The sequence below is a fragment of the Streptomyces sp. NPDC046759 genome (genome assembly GCF_040645475.1).
Taxonomy (GTDB): domain Bacteria; phylum Actinomycetota; class Actinomycetes; order Streptomycetales; family Streptomycetaceae; genus Streptomyces.
This window is the reverse complement of sequence record NZ_JBEYYJ010000001.1, coordinates 48,504-65,845: the sequence shown is the minus strand read 5'-3', so window position 1 is coordinate 65,845 and position 17,342 is coordinate 48,504. Positions and strand designations below refer to the sequence as shown.

General features: G+C 71.3%; 17 protein-coding genes and 1 pseudogene. 11 read left to right on the top strand and 7 right to left on the bottom strand.

Annotated features, from left to right (window positions below; translation table 11 throughout):
- The first annotated feature begins 91 nt into the window (after window positions 1-91).
- Complete coding sequence (locus ABZ919_RS00285) at window positions 92-982, top strand: NAD(P)H-binding protein (RefSeq protein ID WP_361240450.1); 891 nt, start codon at window positions 92-94, stop codon at window positions 980-982.
- A 10-nt stretch (window positions 983-992) separates the two neighbouring features.
- Here ABZ919_RS00285 and ABZ919_RS00280 read toward each other — a convergent pair whose 3' ends face one another.
- Window positions 993-1,877 carry a LysR substrate-binding domain-containing protein gene (locus tag ABZ919_RS00280; protein WP_361240447.1) on the bottom strand — a complete coding sequence of 295 codons (885 nt, stop codon included), beginning with the start codon at window positions 1,875-1,877 and terminating at the stop codon, window positions 993-995.
- Window positions 1,878-1,997: 120 nt separating this feature from the next.
- Between ABZ919_RS00280 and ABZ919_RS00275 the strand changes: the two genes are divergently transcribed.
- The 3 genes from ABZ919_RS00275 to ABZ919_RS00265 are packed head-to-tail and all read left to right on the top strand — an operon-like array spanning window position 1,998 to window position 5,366.
- Window positions 1,998-2,669, top strand: coding sequence for a succinate dehydrogenase (locus tag ABZ919_RS00275; RefSeq protein WP_361240444.1), 672 nt, complete (start codon window positions 1,998-2,000; stop codon window positions 2,667-2,669).
- A gap of 1 nt (window position 2,670) precedes the next feature.
- Window positions 2,671-4,620, top strand: a complete 1,950-nt coding sequence (locus tag ABZ919_RS00270) for a fumarate reductase/succinate dehydrogenase flavoprotein subunit (protein ID WP_361240441.1) — start codon at window positions 2,671-2,673, stop codon at window positions 4,618-4,620.
- Window positions 4,617-5,366, top strand: coding sequence for a succinate dehydrogenase/fumarate reductase iron-sulfur subunit (locus tag ABZ919_RS00265; RefSeq protein WP_361240438.1), 750 nt, complete (start codon window positions 4,617-4,619; stop codon window positions 5,364-5,366). Before ABZ919_RS00270 ends, ABZ919_RS00265 begins: the two co-directional genes overlap by 4 nt.
- 102 nt (window positions 5,367-5,468) lie before the next feature.
- Here ABZ919_RS00265 and ABZ919_RS00260 read toward each other — a convergent pair.
- Window positions 5,469-5,909 (bottom strand): annotated as a pseudogene (locus ABZ919_RS00260) (helix-turn-helix domain-containing protein); the annotation flags it as partial.
- Between the two features lie 273 nt (window positions 5,910-6,182).
- Here ABZ919_RS00260 and ABZ919_RS00255 point away from each other — a divergent pair.
- The 4 genes from ABZ919_RS00255 (at window position 6,183) to ABZ919_RS00240 (ending at window position 8,968) form a co-directional block, all read left to right on the top strand.
- The gene (locus ABZ919_RS00255) at window positions 6,183-6,977 is read left to right on the top strand and encodes a GNAT family N-acyltransferase (RefSeq protein WP_361240436.1); all 795 of its coding nucleotides are present in this window, start codon (window positions 6,183-6,185) and stop codon (window positions 6,975-6,977) included.
- Complete coding sequence (locus tag ABZ919_RS00250) at window positions 6,977-7,786, top strand: lysophospholipid acyltransferase family protein (RefSeq protein ID WP_361240433.1); 810 nt, start codon at window positions 6,977-6,979, stop codon at window positions 7,784-7,786. Before ABZ919_RS00255 ends, ABZ919_RS00250 begins: the two co-directional genes overlap by 1 nt.
- A gap of 84 nt (window positions 7,787-7,870) precedes the next feature.
- Window positions 7,871-8,431: a hypothetical protein gene (locus tag ABZ919_RS00245; protein ID WP_361240430.1), complete on the top strand. Its 561-nt coding sequence runs from the start codon at window positions 7,871-7,873 to the stop codon at window positions 8,429-8,431.
- 30 nt (window positions 8,432-8,461) lie between these two features.
- Window positions 8,462-8,968, top strand: a complete 507-nt coding sequence (locus tag ABZ919_RS00240; RefSeq protein ID WP_361240427.1) for a hypothetical protein — start codon at window positions 8,462-8,464, stop codon at window positions 8,966-8,968.
- Between the two features lie 37 nt (window positions 8,969-9,005).
- Here the strand turns inward: ABZ919_RS00240 and ABZ919_RS00235 are convergent, their stop codons facing one another.
- From ABZ919_RS00235 to ABZ919_RS00225, 3 genes are all read right to left on the bottom strand, one after another.
- Window positions 9,006-11,366 (bottom strand): excinuclease ABC subunit UvrA, encoded by a 2,361-nt coding sequence (locus ABZ919_RS00235; RefSeq protein ID WP_361240424.1) that lies wholly within the window; start codon window positions 11,364-11,366, stop codon window positions 9,006-9,008.
- A 26-nt stretch (window positions 11,367-11,392) separates the two neighbouring features.
- Window positions 11,393-11,587 carry an antitoxin gene (locus ABZ919_RS00230; protein ID WP_361240421.1) on the bottom strand — a complete coding sequence of 65 codons (195 nt, stop codon included), beginning with the start codon at window positions 11,585-11,587 and terminating at the stop codon, window positions 11,393-11,395.
- Between the two features lie 72 nt (window positions 11,588-11,659).
- Complete coding sequence (locus tag ABZ919_RS00225) at window positions 11,660-12,667, bottom strand: LLM class flavin-dependent oxidoreductase (RefSeq protein WP_361240418.1); 1,008 nt, start codon at window positions 12,665-12,667, stop codon at window positions 11,660-11,662.
- A 65-nt stretch (window positions 12,668-12,732) separates the two neighbouring features.
- Here ABZ919_RS00225 and ABZ919_RS00220 point away from each other — a divergent pair, with 65 nt between their 5' ends.
- On the top strand, window positions 12,733-13,224 hold the full coding sequence (locus ABZ919_RS00220; RefSeq protein ID WP_361240415.1) for a hypothetical protein: 492 nt from the start codon (window positions 12,733-12,735) through the stop codon (window positions 13,222-13,224).
- 12 nt (window positions 13,225-13,236) lie between these two features.
- On the opposite strand, the gene ABZ919_RS00215 is transcribed toward ABZ919_RS00220, so the two are convergent.
- Window positions 13,237-13,452, bottom strand: a complete 216-nt coding sequence (locus ABZ919_RS00215; RefSeq protein WP_361240412.1) for a dodecin — start codon at window positions 13,450-13,452, stop codon at window positions 13,237-13,239.
- 216 nt (window positions 13,453-13,668) lie between these two features.
- Between ABZ919_RS00215 and ABZ919_RS00210 the strand changes: the two genes are divergently transcribed.
- The gene (locus tag ABZ919_RS00210) at window positions 13,669-14,922 is read left to right on the top strand and encodes an extracellular solute-binding protein (protein WP_361240409.1); all 1,254 of its coding nucleotides are present in this window, start codon (window positions 13,669-13,671) and stop codon (window positions 14,920-14,922) included.
- A gap of 206 nt (window positions 14,923-15,128) precedes the next feature.
- Entirely contained in the window at window positions 15,129-16,175 is a 1,047-nt protein-coding gene (locus tag ABZ919_RS00205; RefSeq protein WP_361240406.1) for an alpha/beta hydrolase, read from the top strand.
- Between the two features lie 104 nt (window positions 16,176-16,279).
- On the opposite strand, the gene ABZ919_RS00200 is transcribed toward ABZ919_RS00205, so the two are convergent.
- Complete coding sequence (locus ABZ919_RS00200; RefSeq protein WP_361240403.1) at window positions 16,280-17,044, bottom strand: SDR family NAD(P)-dependent oxidoreductase; 765 nt, start codon at window positions 17,042-17,044, stop codon at window positions 16,280-16,282.
- Window positions 17,045-17,342: the final 298 nt, after the last annotated feature.

Below are 17,342 nucleotides of genomic sequence, written 5' to 3'. Positions count from 1 at the left end.
AACAACCGTGAGCCGGCCGGTACTTCAGTTCCCGGGCGCCCGAAGGCAGTCTCGATCACGTCCTGCTCACCTGCTCTCCCGCGGAGATTCCATGATCCTCCTCACCACTCCGACCGGCCAGATCGGCAGCCGCGTCCTCGACTCCCTCCTCGACTCGGGGGACGCGGCGGGCCCGGTCCGCGTGATCGCACGGGACCCCGCCCGCCTCTCCCCGCGGGTGCGCGCACGGGTCGAGGCCGTCCCCGGTTCGCACGCCGACCCCGATGTCGCGGCCAAGGCGTGCGCGGGCGTGGACCGGGTGTTCTGGCTGGTGCCTCCGACGCAAGTGGTCGACAGCCTCGAAGGCCACTTCGAGGACTTCACCCGGCCCCTCGTCGACGCGATCGAGTCCCAGGGCGTCGAGCGGGTCGTCGGCGTCTCCACCCTCGGCCGCGGCGTCGCCGAGAACGCCGGGCACATCTCCGTGACGCTGGCCATGGACGACGTGATCCGGGCCACCGGCGTCCACCACCGGGCGCTGTGCCCGCCGTACCTCATGGAGAACCTGCTTCGTCAGGTCCCCTCGATCCGCGACGGCGGCGTGATCACCATGGCGACGCGCGGCGACCGGGTGCTGCGCACCTGCACCACCCGGGACATCGGTGACACCGCGGCGCGGCTGCTGCTGGACGACTCCTGGACCGGCCAGGCGGATGTGCCGGTGGTCGGCCCCGACGAGCTGACGCCCCAGGGCATGGCACGAATCGTGTCCGAGGTGCTGGAGCGTCCGGTCCTCTTCCAGGAGACCGGCCCCGAGGACCACAAGGCGGCGCTGCTGCGTCACGGCGCCTCCGAGGCGGCGGCACAGGGCCTGACCGACATGGTGCGCGCACTCGGCGCCCAGGGCTTCTACGGCGCTGCCGCGCCGAGCACTCCGGGCACCGCGCCCACGGGTTTCCGTCAGTGGTGTGAGGAGGTGCTGAGGCCGGCTGTGCTCGGCTGACCGGGGTGTTTCACCGTTCGAGCAGCATGCGTTGCAGTTCTCGGGCCGCGCGGGGCGGGGCGACGTCGCTGCGGTGGGCGAGGGCGATGGTGCGGTGGAGGCCGGGGCGGGTGAGCGGGGTGACTCGCAGCCCGCGCCCGGAACGGGTGGCGACCATGCGCGGGACGACGGCGACGCCCAGCCCGGCCCGGACGAAGCCCAGCACCGCGTCCATCTCGCCGCCCTCCACCGCGAATTCGGGCTCGAAGCCCTCGGCGTGACACGCGGCCACGGTGAGCTCCCTGAGGTCGTATCCGTGGCGGAACATCACCAGCCGTTCACCCTCCAGATCCGCGATGCGGACCGTGCGCCGGCCACCGCCCGGCCGAGGAGCGTCCGGCGAGGAGACGACCACCAGGTCCTCGTGCAACAGCTCCACCGTGGTCAGCGCGGGCGACGGGGTCGGCAGCGGCAGCACGACCAGAGCCAGATCGAGGGCGCCGCGGGCCAGCTCCCGCACCAGGTCGTGCGAGCCGCTCTCCTCGATCAGCAGCTGGATGCCGGGATAGCGGTCGTGGAAGGCGCGCAGTACGTCCGGCAGCAGGCCCGTGCACAGGCTCGGCGTCGCTCCCAGCCGCACGCGGCCCCGCCGCAGCTGCACCAGTTCCAGCACCTCATGGCGGGCGGTGTCCGCGTCGGCCAGGATCCGCCGGGCCAGCGGCAGCAGGGCCTCCCCGGCGTCGGTGAGCGTGATGTTGCCCCGCGCGCGCAGGAACAGATCCGCGCCCAGCTCCCGCTCCAGCGCCTTGATCTGCTGCGACAGCGACGGCTGGGCGACGTGCACCTGTTCGGCGGCGCGGGTGAAGTGCCGCGTCTCGGCCACGGCGACGAAGTACTGGAGCTGCTGCAACTGCATCCTGCCAGGATAGCCTTTTCCTATGGAAACGAGCCGGACCATGTCTTGGACTGATCGGTCCGTCCGCGCCTAGCGTACTGTTCCATGGCTCTGGCAACGCGGACGGACCGACGGCCGTCCATGGCACGCACGATGTGGGACTCCTCCGTCGGCAAGAAGACGGTGATGGCCGTCAGCGGCCTGATCATGCTGCTGTACCTGGTCGCCCACATGATCGGCAACCTGAAGATCTACTTCGGGGCGGGCGAGTTCAACCACTACGCGCACTGGCTCCGCACCGTCGGCGAACCGTTCATGCACTACGAGTGGACGCTCTGGCTGATCCGGATCGTGCTCGTCGTCGCCGTGGTCGCCCACGCCACCTCCGCGTACCAGCTCAGCCGCCGCGACATCAAGGCACGGCCCAGCAAGTACGTGCACAGCAAGCCCCGGGCGAGTTACGCCACCCGCACCATGCGCTGGGGCGGGATCATCCTCGGCCTGTTCATCGTCTGGCACCTCCTGGACCTGACCACCGGCACCGTGCACCCGGGCCACTTCCAGCAGGGCCACCCGTACCAGAACGTCGTCGCCGACTTCTCCCACTGGTACAGCAACGTCGTCTACATCGTCGCGATGCTCGCGCTCGGCCTGCACATCCGGCACGGCTTCTGGAGCGCCGCCCAGACCCTCGGCGTCGGCAGCCGCGCCCGTGACCGCGCTCTGAAGACCGTCGCCGACGTCCTCGCGCTGCTGCTCACGGCCGGTTTCATCGCCGTACCCGTGGGCGTCATGACCGGAGTGGTGAGCTGACATGACCGAATACGTGAACTACGGGACGGGCGAGCCGGTCGTCGACGGCAAGGCCCCGTCCGGCCCGATCCACGAGCGCTGGGACAAGCGCCGCTTCGAGGCCAAGCTGGTCAACCCCGCCAACCGGCGCAAGCACACGATCATCGTCGTCGGCACCGGCCTGGCCGGCGGCTCCGCGGGCGCCACCCTGGCCGAACAGGGCTACCACGTCGTCCAGTTCTGCTACCAGGACTCCCCGCGCCGCGCCCACTCGATCGCCGCGCAAGGCGGCATCAACGCGGCGAAGAACTACCGCAACGACGGCGACTCGATCCACCGGCTGTTCTACGACACGGTCAAGGGCGGCGACTTCCGCGCCCGCGAGTCCAACGTCCACCGGCTCGCCCAGATCTCCGTCGAGATCATCGACCAGTGCGTGGCCCAGGGCGTGCCCTTCGCCCGCGAGTACGGGGGCCTGCTCGACACCCGCTCCTTCGGCGGCGTCCAGGTCTCCCGCACCTTCTACGCCCGCGGCCAGACGGGCCAGCAGCTGCTGCTGGGCGCCTACCAGGCCCTCAGCAGGCAGATCGCCGCGGGCAACGTGGAGATGCACCCGCGCACGGAGATGCTGGACCTGATCGTCGTGGACGGCCGGGCCCGTGGCATCGTCGCCCGCGACCTGATCACCGGGAAGATCGACACGTACTTCGCCGACGCCGTCGTCCTGGCGTCCGGCGGTTACGGCAACGTCTTCTACCTGTCGACCAACGCCATGAACTCCAACGCGACCGCCGTCTGGCGGGCCCACCGGCGCGGCGCCCTGTTCGCCAACCCCTGCTTCACCCAGATCCACCCCACCTGCATCCCGCGCACCGGCGACCACCAGTCCAAGCTGACGCTGATGAGCGAGTCGCTGCGCAACGACGGCCGGATCTGGGTGCCCAAGGCCCAGGGCGACACCCGCCCGCCGAACCGGATCCCCGAGGACGAGCGCGACTACTACCTGGAGCGCATCTACCCCTCCTTCGGCAATCTCGTCCCGCGTGACATCGCCTCCCGCGCCGCGAAGAACGTCTGCGACGAGGGCAGGGGCGTCGGCCCCGGTGGCCAGGGCGTCTACCTGGACTTCGCCGACGCCATCGAACGGATGGGCCGCAAGGCCGTCGAGGCCAAGTACGGCAACCTCTTCGACATGTACCAGCGGATCACCGACGAGGATCCCTACGAGGTCCCGATGCGGATCTACCCGGCCGTGCACTACACGATGGGCGGTCTGTGGGTCGACTACGACCTGCAGACCACCGTCCCCGGCCTGTTCGCGATCGGCGAGGCCAACTTCTCCGACCACGGCGCCAACCGGCTCGGCGCCTCGGCGCTGATGCAGGGCCTGGCCGACGGCTACTTCGTGCTGCCGGCCACCATCAACGACTACCTGGCACGCAACCCCCACCAGGGCGTGATCACCGGGGAACACCCGGCCGTGCAGGAGGTGCTGGCCGAGACCGAGGACCGGCTCGCCCTGCTCCTCGCCGTCGACGGCGACCGCACCCCCGACTCCTTCCACCGCGAACTCGGCGAGCTGATGTGGGAGTTCTGCGGCATGGCCCGCACGGACGCCGGGCTGCGCAAGGCCCTGGAGCGGATCCCGCAGATCCGCGAGGAGTTCTGGCGGCGCATCAAGGTGCCCGGCACCGGCGAGGAGTTCAACCAGTCGCTGGAGAAGGCCAACCGGATCGTCGACTACCTGGAGCTCGCCGAACTGATGTGCCTCGACGCGCTGCACCGCGGCGAGTCCTGCGGCGGTCACTTCCGCGAGGAGTCCCAGACCCCCGACGGCGAGGCCGCCCGCAGGGACGACGAGTTCGCGTACGCGGCCGCCTGGGAGTTCACCGGCACCGGTGCGGCTCCCGTCCTGCACAAGGAAGACCTGGTCTTCGAGTACGTCCACCCCACCCAGCGGAGCTACGCATGAAGCTCACCCTGCGCGTCTGGCGGCAGAAGAACGCCGACGCCGAAGGAGCGATGTCCACGTACGAGGTGGACGGCATCTCGTCCGACATGTCCTTCCTGGAGATGCTGGACGTCCTCAACGAACAGCTCATCCTCGCCGGCGAGGACCCCGTCGCCTTCGACCACGACTGCCGTGAGGGCATCTGCGGCGCGTGCTCGCTCGTGATCAACGGCGACGCGCACGGGCCGGAGCGCACCACCACCTGCCAGTTGCACATGCGGTCCTTCGAGGACGGCGACACGATCGACATCGAGCCGTGGCGGGCGGCGGCCTTCCCGGTGATCAAGGACCTGGTCGTGGACCGCTCGGCCTTCGACCGGATCATCCAGGCCGGCGGCTACGTCACCGCGCCGACCGGGTCCGCCCCGGAGGCGCATGCCACGCCGGTGCCGAAGGCCGACGCCGACTTCGCGTTCGAGCACGCGGAGTGCATCGGCTGCGGGGCGTGCGTGGCCGCCTGTCCCAACGGTGCGGCGATGCTGTTCACCTCCGCCAAGGTCAACCACCTCAATGTCCTGCCCCAGGGCGCGCCCGAGCGGGAGACACGGGTGCTGGACATGGTGGCGCAGATGGACGCTGAGGGCTTCGGCGGGTGCACGCTGGCGGGTGAGTGCGCCACCGCCTGCCCGAAGGGCATCCCGCTCATGTCGATCACGAGCATGAACAAGGAGTGGCTGAGGGCCGCTCGTAAGGCGGGGAAGAGGTAGACGGCCGGGGGGACGGACGTTCGCCGAAGCGGCGGGCGGGCGGGGTCGGGACGGTGCTCTCCCGGCCCCGTCTGATTTTCCCCCAGCTGGTCCCCTTCTCGCTCAGCGGGCGGTCTCCGAATGGCGGAACCGGTTGCGGTACTCGGCCGGGGTGCTGTCCAGGCGGCGGCGTAAGGCGCGTATGAGGGTGTCGATCGTGTGGAAGCCGCAGAGGGCCGCCACGCGGTCGAGGGTGTCCTCCGTCGTCTCCAGCCGGCTCCGCGCCGCTTCCAGGCGGGCGGATTCCACGCAGGCACCCGGTGTGGTGCCGAGTTCGTCGCGGAACAGCCGGTCGAGCTGTCGTTCGCCGATGCCGGCGTGGGCGGCGAGATCGGCGACGGAGAGCGATCCCGCGATGTTCCGGGCGATGTACACACGCAGGTCGTCCATGCGGCGGGAGGTGGCGCCGGCTTCGTTGGGCACGGTGAACTGACTCTGGCCGCCGGGGAGTTCGAGGTACATCACGAGCCGGCGGGCGACCCGCATGGCTGCCGGCTCGCCGAAGCGTGCTGCCCGAGACAGTCTGCGGACCGCTGGCCGGCCGCCCCGCGCTCGTCCGCCCCGCCCGCCCCCGGCGCCAGCGACGAACTGTCCGAGCTCCCAGCGGTCCCGTGACGAAGACCGGGCGACCGCGCCCCCGGCGTTCAACATCCTCACATCCCCGCTCCTGGCACAGGTCACGCGCACGCCAACCGGCGTCGGAAAAACAGGAGCGACGGGCCGTTACGCACCGAGCCCGCCGCCGTCGCCGAACCGGCCCGTGACCAGGAGAGAGCCATGACCGGCGTTTCCACCCTCGATCGCCCCCCACAGCCCGCCGCGCCGACCCGCTACACCGTCGGACTCGCCCGTGACGAGGACGACGTGCGGGCCGCACAGCGGCTGCGGCACGACGTCTTCGCCGGTGAGATGGGGGCCCTGCTGGCCACGCCGCAGCCGGGACACGACGTAGACGCCTTCGACGCCTACTGCGATCACCTGCTCGTGCGCGACACCGTGACCGGGCAGGTCGTCGGAACCTACCGGCTGCTTTTGCCGGAGCGGGCCGCAGTCGCCGGCCGGCTCTACTCGGAGGGCGAGTTCGACATCGCCGCGCTCGATGCGATCCGCCCCGGACTGGTCGAGGTCGGCCGCTCCTGCGTGCACCCCGACCACCGTGACGGCGCCGTCATCAGCCTGATCTGGGCCGGGATAGCCCGCTACATGGTCGACCGCGGGCACGAGTGGCTGGCGGGCTGCTGCTCGGTGCCGCTCGCCGACGGCGGGGTCCTCGCGACGGCCGCCTGGGAGCGGGTGCGCGACAAGCACCTGGCACCCGAGGAGTTCCGGGTACGGCCGCTGCTGCCCTGGATCCCGAACGCCGAGGCCCCGGCCGGGCAGGCCCCGGTGCCGCGCCCCGCCCGCCCCGAGCTGCCCGCCCTGCTGCGCGGCTACCTGCGCCTCGGTGCCTGGGTGTGCGGGGAGCCCGCGCACGACCCGGACTTCGGGGTCGCCGACATGTACGTGCTGCTGTCGATGCGCCGGGTCAACCCGCGCTATCTGCGGCACTTCCTCTCCCTCGTGCCGGCCTGATGAGCGTCTGGCTGCCCAGCGCGCCCTGCACCCCGGGCGCCTGTGTGGAGCCGGTCCGGGCCGCGGCGGCCGTACCCCGGGCCGTGCTGCGGCTGACCGCAGTCGTGGTCCTGGTGCTGGCCGGGATCGCGCTGTCCCCGCTCGGCGGGAGGATCCCCGCCGAGTGGGTCAGGCGGTGGTGCCGGGCGATCGTACGGGCCATCGGGGTCCGGGTCCGCCTCACCGGCACCGCCGCACCGGCCGGCGGCATGCTCCTGGTCGCCAACCACGTCTCGTGGCTGGACATCCCGCTGCTCACCGCCGTACGTCCCGCCCGGATGCTCGCCAAGACCGAGATCCGGCAGTGGCCGGTGGCGGGCGCGCTGGCCGCGCGCGGCGGGGCCCTGTTCATCGAACGGGACCGGCTGCGCGCCCTGCCCGAGACGGTCGCCCGGATCGCCGAGGCCCTGCGGGCGGGCGCGGCCGTCGCCGCGTTCCCCGAGGGCAGTACCTGGTGCGGACGCGCCCACGGCCGTTTCCACCGGGCCGTCTTCCAGGCCGCGCTCGACGCCGGCGTGCCCGTGCAGCCGGTCGGCCTGCGCTACCGGCAGGCCGGCGGCGGGCCGAGCACGGCGGCGGCCTTCGTCGGCGAGGACACCCTGCTCGCGTCCCTGTGGCGGGTGGCCCGTAGCCGGGACCTGGTCGCGGAGGTGGAGATACGACCGGTGATCCGGCCGGGCGCCCATCCGGACCGCCGCGCCCTGGCCCAGGCGGCCCAGCCGCTCACCTCGGAGCCCGCCTGGACGCACGAGGCTCTGGTCGCCGCCTGACGATCAACAGCCAAAAAGCATACGTATGGGGCTTATGGGAACTCGGAGACCGCACATCACTACTCCCTGAGGAGCGTGTGCGTCATGTCCACGGGAACGCTTCTGGCGATCATCATTCCGATCGTGGTGGTGGTCGCTCTGGCCGCCGTGGCGGTCTCACTGCTGATACGACGCCGTCACCTCCGTGAGCGCTTCGGCCCGGAATACGAACGAACGGTCGAAGGATCCGACAGCCGGCTCGCCGCCGAGCGTGAGCTCAGGGAGCGCGAGAGGCGACACGACTCGCTGGACATCAAACCGCTGCCCCCCGACTCGCGGGACCGCTACACGCGGGAGTGGAGCAGTGTCCAGGAGGAGTTCGTCGACCGGCCACAGGATGCGGTGCACGACGCGGACCAGCTGGTGACCTCCCTGATGCACGAACGCGGATATCCGACCGAGGGGTTCGAACAGCAGACGAAGGACCTTTCGGTGGAACACGGCGCCACGTTGGAGCACTACCGGGCCGCGCACGAGGTGGAGACCCTCTCCACCCGCACGCAGGCGACCACCGAACAGTTGCGGGGAGCCATGGTGCACTACCGCGCCCTGTTCGACGAGTTGCTCTCCGACGGCGGCGGCCGGGCGCAGCACGCCCGGTTCTGATCCGACCACGACCCGGCATGGAGGAACGCCATGCAGAGAAACGAGGACACCGACCGCACCACCGGCGGTCTGTCCACCGAGGACCTCGCCCAGCCGACGGCCACCGGCCCCGAGCCGGACGAAGTCTCCACGGGAGCCCCCGTCTACCCAGGTGAGAGCACCGGGACGCAGAGCGGGCGCGGCGCGTCCGCAGGCGACGGAGCCGATGCCGGGGCGGCCACCGAGGCCGAGGCGGCCAAGGGTGCCCCGGGCCCGCCGGGCGACGAGGTTCCGCAGTTGCTGGCGGACGACGACGAGCGGGCCTACCGCGACCGCTGGCAGACGATCCAGAACAGATTCGTGGACGATCCCCGCGAGGCCGTGCACGATGCCGACACCCTGGTCGCGGACGTCATGCAGAACCTGGCCTCCACCTTCGCCCAGCACAAGAAGGACCTGGAGAGCCAGTGGGGCGAGGGCCAGAAGGTCGACACGGAGGAACTCCGGGGAGCGCTGCGGCGCTACCGCTCCTTCTTCAATCGCCTGCTCAGTACCTGAGACACCGGTCCGCCACCCGTAAGGCGCCCTGCTGGTCTCAGGGGATGACCCGCGCCAAGTAGGGCGCCGTGACGCTGTCCGCCGCCCGAGCCACCCGTTCCGGTGGCCCCGACGCCACGATCCGGCCACCGCGGTCACCGCCGCCGGGGCCCAGGTCGATCACCCAGTCGGCGTCCGCGACCACCGTCATGTCGTGCTCGACCACCACGACCGTGTGCCCGGCGTCGACCAGCCCGTGCAGCCGGTCCATCAGCACCTCCACGTCGGCCGGGTGCAGTCCGGTCGTCGGCTCGTCCAGCAGGTAGAGGGTGTGGCCGCGCCGGCCGCGCTGCAGCTCGCCGGCCAGCTTGATCCGCTGGGCCTCCCCGCCGGACAGCTCGGTCGCCGGCTGCCCGAGCCGCAGGTAGCCGAGGCCCACGTCCAGCAGGGTGTCCAGACTGCGGGAGGCGGCCGGGGTGCCGGCGAAGAACTCCGCCGCGGCCTCCACCGTCAGATCGAGCACCTCGGCGATGCTCCGGCCCCGGTACGCCACCTCCAGCGTCTCGGGGTTGTAGCGGGCACCCCCGCAGTCCGGGCAGGGGGCGTAGGTGCTAGGCAGGAACAGCAGCTCGACGCTGACGAACCCCTCGCCCTGACAGGTCTCGCAGCGTCCGCCGGCCACGTTGAAGGAGAACCGGCCGACGCCGAACCCGCGCGCCCGCGCCTCCTCGGTGTCGGCGAACACCTTGCGCACGACGTCGAACAGGCCCGTGTAAGTGGCCAGATTGGAACGCGGGGTGCGCCCGATCGGCTTCTGGTCGACCCGGACCAGCCGGTCCACGCCCTCCAGCTCCTCCGTCAACGCGCCGATGAGCGTGGACTTCCCGGATCCGGACACGCCGGTGACCGCGGTGAACGCGCCGATGGGGAACTCGGCCGTCACCGCGCGCAGATTGTGTCTGGTCACCGGCCCCAGCTCCAGCCAGCCGCGGGGCTCGCGGACCTGACGCGCCGGGCCGGGAGCCTCGTCGAAGAGGTACGCGGCCGTCGCCGACTCCTCGACCGACGCCAGCTCGGCCGGGGGCCCGCTGTACAGGACGTGTCCGCCGTGCTCGCCGGCGCCGGGGCCCACGTCCACCAGCCAGTCGGCGCCGCGCACCACCTCCAGGTGATGCTCCACCACGAACACCGAGTTGCCCGCGGACTTCAGCCGCTCCAGCACGGCCAGCAGCGCCTCGGTGTCCGCCGGGTGCAGCCCGGCGGACGGTTCGTCCAGGACGTACACGACGCCGAACAGCCCGGAGCGCAACTGCGTGGCGAGCCGCAGCCGTTGCAGCTCGCCGGCCGACAGGGTGGGGGTGGAGCGGTCCAGGCTCAGATAGCCGAGGCCCAGCTCGACCACCGGTGCGATCCGCGACCTCAGGTCCGCGGTGAGGACCCGCGCGGTCTCGGTGCGGTTGCCGTCGTCGCCGTCGCCGCTGTCGAGGAGGCGGGCCAGGTCGGTCAGCGGCAGCGCGGCGAGTTCCGCGATGGTCCGGCCGCCGAACGTCACCGCGAGCGCCTCGGGCCGTAGCCGGCTGCCCCCGCAGACGCGGCAGGGCGCGCTGGTCAGGAACCGTTCCGCCTTCGCCCGCAGCGACGCCGACCTGGTGTCCGAGAAGGTCTTCATGACGTACCTGCGGGCGCTCATGTAGGTGCCCTGGTACGGTCGCTGGATACGGTCCGCGTCTCGCACGGGGTGGACGGTGACGACCGGCTGCTCGTCGGTGAACAGGATCCACCGCCGCTGGTCGGCGGGCAGTTCGCGCCAGGGCCGGTCCACGTCGTGGCCGAGTGCGTCGAGGATGTCACGCAGGTTCTTGCCCTGCCAGGCACCGGGCCAGGCGGCGATGGCGCCCTCGCGGACGGACAGCGAGGGATCCGGGACCAGCAACTCCTCGGTGGTGTCGTGCACCTGGCCCAGGCCGTGGCACTCCGGGCAGGCACCGGCCGCCGTGTTCGGCGAGAACGCGTCCGAATCGAGCCGCTCGGCGCCCGGTGGATAGGCCCCGGCGCGGGAGAACAGCATGCGCAGCGAGTTGGACAGATTGGTGACCGTGCCCACCGAGGAACGCGAGGTGGGGGCCGCGCGACGCTGCTGCAGCGAGACCGCGGGCGGCAGCCCCGTGATCTCACCGACCTTGGGCGCCCCGACCTGGTGGATCAGCCTGCGCGCGTACGGCGCGACCGACTCGAAGTACCGCCGCTGCGCCTCGGCGTAGATCGTGCCGAACGCCAGCGACGACTTGCCCGAGCCGGACACGCCGGTGAACACGGCCAGCACGTCCCGGGGGATGTCCACGTCGGCACCCTTGAGGTTGTGCTCACGGGCGCCACGGACACGGACGTAGGGATCGTGCGGGTCGTGGGGGCTGTGCATGGGGGGACTCTATCCGCCCCCGTGCGCTACGACTGGGGCGGGTTGTCCCGGTTCGGCCGGGTGCCGAACTCGTCCCTCATCCTGTCCTGACCGGTGTCGACCTGCGAGCGGTACTTGTCGCCCGTGCGCTGGTCGACGTAGTCACCACCCTTGTCGATGCCCTTGCCGGCCATGCCCTCGTGGCCCTTGAGCATGCCCTTGATCTTGTCCATGAAGGACATGGCAGCCCTCCTCGTCGCTTGCGGCTCCTCTCCCAGGGTCACCGGCCGGGGCCGGCTACGCATCTCGAGCCGTCAGCGGTCCGCCGTGAAGAGGGCCGCGAGCCGCCGGTAGGAGTCCAGCAGCGCCACACGGTCGTAGGTGCTCGTGGTGACCAGGACCTCGTCGGCGCCCGTCTCCTTCAGCACCGTCTCCAGCCCGTGGGCGACCTGGTCCGCGGTGCCGGCGAGGTGCCCGGCGAGACCGGCCTCGTAGAAGCCGCGCTCCTTCGAGGTCATCGGGCGGGCCTCCACGCCCTCGGGCGGGGCGAGGGGCGGGAAGGTGCCGTGCGTGCGCGCGTACGCCATCGACCAGGCCTCCGGCACCAGCAGCCGCCGCGCCTCCTGCTCGGTGCCGGCGACCGCGACCGTGCCGGAGATCACCACGTACGGCTCTTCCGCCCAGGCGGAGGGACGGAACAGGGAGCGGTACTGGTCGATGCCGCGCAGCATCTTCTCGCGGCCGCGCAGATCGCCGATCACCATCGGCAGCCCGGTCCGCGCCGCGATCCGTGCGCCCTCGCCCATGGCCAGGACGAACGGCGGCACCCGCAGCCCTTCTGCGGGGCGCGCCCGCACCCCGGTCGGTGAGCCGCCCTCGAACCAGCCCAGCAGCTCGACGAGCTGGGCCGCGAAGTCCTCGGTGACCTCCTTGTCCCGTCCAAGGGCCTTTCGCACTCCGTCGGTGAAGCCGACGGAACGCCCGAGCCCCATGTCGATCCTGCCGGGGAACAGGGACTCCAGGACGCCGAACTGCTCGGCCACCACCAAGGGTTGGTGATTGGGCAGCATCACTCCGCCGGTGCCGACCCGGATCGTACGGGTGGCCGAGGCGACCGCGGCGGCGAGCACGGTCGGCGCGGAACCCGCGACGCCGGGCACGCCGTGGTGCTCGGACACCCAGAAACGGTGATAGCCGAGCGCCTCCGCCTCCCGTGCCAGCGCGACCGTGTCCCGCAGGGCCTCGCCCGGCGGATGCCCCTCACGGGTGCGGGAACGGTCGAGTACGGAGAACCGGGTCCGGGCGGTCGGTGTGCTGCTCACCCAGGGTTCAACGCCCTGGCGTGCGGGGAATTCCGGGCCCGCCGGCACCTGGCTAAGGTGGGCCTGTGACCGACAGCACCAGGCGTCCACTGGCCGTCTTCGACCTCGACAACACCCTGGCCGACACCGCTCACCGGCAGCACTTCCTCCAGACCCGGCCGAAGGACTGGGCCGCGTTCTTCGCCGCGGCGCCCGCCGACCCGCCGCTCGCCGAGGGCATCGCGCTCGCCGCGGACAGTGCCCTTGAGTGCGAGGTCGTGTATCTCACCGGACGCCCCGAGCGGTGGCGGCGCGACACCCTGGAGTGGCTCGCGGCCCAGGGGCTGCCCGAGGGACGCGTGCACATGCGGGGCAACGCCGACCGCAGGCCTGCCCGGTTCGCCAAGCTGGAGATCCTGCGCCGGCTCGCCCGGGACCGCGAGGTCCGCGTCGTGGTGGACGACGACGAACTGGTCTGCGACGACGCCGAACGCGCCGGGTTCACCGTCGTACGGGCCCGCTGGGCCGCGAAGTCCGAGGTGCTTCAGGAGGCTCAGGAGCGGGAGGGCCGGACCTGACGCCGGGGCCGGTCAGTCCGCCGCCTCGAGGCGGAAGCCCACCTTCAGCCCCACCTGGTAGTGCTCGATCCGCCCGTTCTCGATCTGGCCGCGCACCTGGGTCACCTCGAACCAGTCCAGATTGCGCAGCGTCTGGTCGGCACGGGCGATGCCGTTGCGGATGGCCTGGTCGATGCCCTCGTGCGACGTGCCGACGATCTCGGTGACCCGGTAGGTGTGATTCGTCATCAGGGTGCTCCTCTCGTGTCACGCCGTACTCCACCGTGCCCCATCCCCCTGCCGCCCGCACGGTGTCGCACACACCGCGGGCAGCCCGTGCCCCCTTGACCCTCCGCATTGGTACATACCAAAATCCAGCACACCCGTACGAGCGGTGCCACTCGTCCCCCCACGTCGGGCCCCCACCCCTGTCCGCACCCCCTGCCAGACAGAACAGGACCCCTCGTGAGACGTCGTCTGCTCACCCTCGTCTGTGTCACCGGATCCCTCGTGAGTGCCTGCGGGATGCTCCCGGGGCACCACGAGCGCAAGACCGTCACCGTGTGGCTGATGAAGGACAGCGCCTCCCCGGCGTTCCTGCGGCGCTTCACCGCGGATTTCGAGCGCACCCACAAGGATCTGCGCCTCGACATCCGCATCCAGGAATGGACCGGCATCGTCGACAAGGTCCGCAAGGCGCTCGGCGACGGCTCCGGCGACGGACCGGACGTCATCGAGGTCGGCAACACCCAGGTGCCGCTGTACGCGGACGGCGGCAGGCTCGCCGACCTCACCCTGGAGTCGATGCGCGACTGGGGCAAGGACGAGTGGCTGCCGGGTCTCGCCCAGCCCGGCCAGGACGGCAACGCGCAGTACGGCATCCCCTGGTACGCGGCCAACCGCGTCGTGATCTACCGCAAGGACCTGTTCGAGGCCGCCGGCGTCACCCGCCCGCCGAAGACCCGCGAGGAGTGGCTCGCCGACACCGGGAAGCTCGACTCCGGTGGCAACCAGGGCATCTACCTTGCCGGACAGGACTGGTACACCCTCTCGGGATTCATCTGGGACGAGGGCGGCGACCTCGCCCTGCGGAAGGACTACAAGTGGGAGGGCGCGCTCGGCTCACCGGCCGCGCTGCGCGGCATGGACTTCTACCGGCGGCTGCAGGCGCTGGGCCGCGGTCCGGTGGACGCCGACGAGGACCACCCGCCGCAGGCCGGGGTGTTCGCCGCCGGCAAGGTGGCACAGATCGTCGCCGTACCGGGGCTCGCTCAGTCCATCGTGCAACAGAACCCCGCTCTGAAGGGCAAGTTGGGCTTCTTCCCGGTGCCGGGCAGGACGGCCGCGCGGCCGGGCGCGGTGTTCACCGGCGGCTCGGACCTCGTCGTTCCGGAGAACACCGAGGACCAGTTCGCCGCGACCGCCGTCGTCGGGGCGCTCGTCGGCGCCAAGTGGGACACCGAACTGGCCCGCACCATGAACTACGTGCCGAACAAGAGCTCACTGGCGAGCGCGGTCGCCGGCGAGGAGGGGGTCGCCGCCATGGCCGTGGGAGCGGCGCACGGCCGGGCGACCCCCAGTACCCCTCAGTGGGCCGACGTCGAGGCCGACAACCCGATCAAGGAGTACATGACCCGGGTGATCGAGGGGGCGGACCCCGTGGTGGAGGCCCGCCGGGCCTCCGCGAAGATCACCCAGGAGCTCGCGCCGGACGTGTGAGACCTGAGTGGAGCGCTGTGTGCATGACCCGTCACGTTGCGCTGTCACTCCGACGGGTGTTGCATGGCAGAGGAGGAGAGCAGCACGAGGGCCCGTCGATGAAGGCGCTCGGCCACGGACATCAGGCACGTCCCATCACCGGCCCGACCACTCGGTGCCATGCCGTGCGTCGCCTTCCGGGGCCGTCTCGAACAGGGAGACTCCCGATGGAAATGCCTGAGCCCCTGCACAGCCGTCGTCAGTTCCTCGGTGCCACGGCCGCGGTTGCCGCGGCGGCCCCGCTGGGCTTGGGTGCGCAAGCGCAGTCGGGTTCGCCACGGAATGTGACCCATCCCGCGGACGGGCCCGCGGCGCGGACGTCCTTCGGCCCGGTGAAGCAGATCAACGCCGGGGTTCTCGACGTGGGGTACGTCGAAGCCGGACCGGCGCACGGGCAGCCGGTCATTCTGATGCACGGCTGGCCCTACGACATCCACAGCTACGAGGCGGTCACGCCGCTGCTCGCGGCGAAGGGGTACAGGGTGATTGTCCCCTATCTGCGCGGCCACGGCACCACGCGATTCCTGTCGAGCCGGACACCCAGGAACGCACAGCAGTCGGCCTTCGCCGTCGACATCGTCGCGCTGATGGACGCCCTCAGGATCGACAGACCCATCCTCGCCGGATACGACTGGGGATCGCGGACGGGCGACATCATCGCGGCCCTGTGGCCGCAGCGCTGCAAAGCGCTGGTCTCCGTGACCGGCTATCTGATCGCGAACGTCGAGGCCAACAAGATGCCGACTCCGCCGAAGACGGAATGGGCGTGGTGGTACCAGTACTACTTCTGCACCGAAAGAGGCGTGCTCGGACTCCAGGAGTACCGGCGCGATCTGGCCGAACTGGTCTGGAAGTTCAACTCTCCGACCTGGCACTTCGACGAGGCGACCTTCGATCGCACGGCAGCGGCTTTCAGCAATCCCGATTACGTCGGCATCGTGATCGACAACTACCGCTGGCGGCTCGGCCTCGCCAAGGGCCGGCCCCGGTACGAGGGGCTGGAGAAGCGCCTGGCCGCCGGGCCGGTCATCAAGGTCCCGACGGTCACCATCGACGGGGCGCACGATCCGTTCACCCCTCCGGGAAACGGATCCGCCTACCGCAAGAAGTTCGCAGGCGCCTATGCGCACCGGACCCTGGACGTGGGTCACAACGTTCCGCAGGAGGACCCGCAGGGCTTCGCAGCCGCTGTCGTGGAGGCCGACGGGCTCTGACCGCGCCGGCCCCCGAGTCGACTCCCGCGACAGGGCCGAAGCCCTGCACGGGGGATCGCCGGGGGCGGGTGGCGTCCGCTGGACGGCCCTGTACCGCCGGGGACTTACCAGGTCTGCTCGGACGCGCGGACGAGGACCTCGTTGACGGAGACCCGGCGGTCGCGGGTGACGACGAAGGCGACCGCGTCCGCGATGTCCTCGGGGCGCAGCATCTCCATCCCGGCAAGCTGCTGGTCCAGCGACGCCCTGATCTCGTCCCGCGAGTGCGTGGCGAACTCGGTGTCCACCGTCCCCGGTTCGATCGCGCTCACGCGCAGGCGCTGCCGCATGACCTCCTGACGCAGGGCCTCGGTGAACGCGTTCACGCCGAACTTGGTCATGCTGTAGACCGCCGTGCCCGGACGGGCCACACGCCCGGCGGTGGAGCTGATGTTGACCAGATCGGCGACCCGGCGGGGGGAGTCCTCCGCCGCGCTCAGCAGGTGCGGCAGCGCCGCGTGGGTGACATGCAGCAGGCCCTGGAGGTTCACCGCCAGCATGCGTTCCCATTCCTCGACGGGCGCGTTCAGGACCGGTCCGGCCATGCCCACACCGGCGTTGTTGACGAGGATGTCCAGGCGGCCGAGCTCGGCCACCACACGTTCCACGGCTGCGGCGGCCTGTTCCTGCTCCGTGATGTCGGCGTCGACGACGAGCGCCGCCCCGCCCTCGGCGCGGATCTTCCCGGCCAACTCCTCCAGCCGGTCCCGGCGGCGGGCGGCCACCGCGACGGCGGCGCCCTCCGCGGCGAGGCTCAGGGCGGTTGCCGCGCCGATGCCGCTGCTGGCGCCGGTCACCAGGGCAACGGCGTGCTGCAGACGTGCGGACATGGTTGTCTCCTTGATCGAATCGAGAGGGGTTCCGGGCCGAGGTTGCGCGGACCTGCGGGTCCGGGGCGGTGACAGCCCGGGGTCTGAAGGGCTCGACGGCTGCGGCGCGGCTGCGCTGTTCAGCAGGCCGTCGGCGGGGCTCATGGGGGCCGTCGGCGGCATCGTGAGGCGCCGCGCGGTCTCCATGGCAGTGTGCTGTGCGATCTCGGGGGCATGGGCGGCCCGGGGCGGGCTCGCGGGCCCGGTCGGCGAGCCGGTGAAGGGGTGGTCCAGGGGCGTGCCGGGCTCGCCGGTTCTG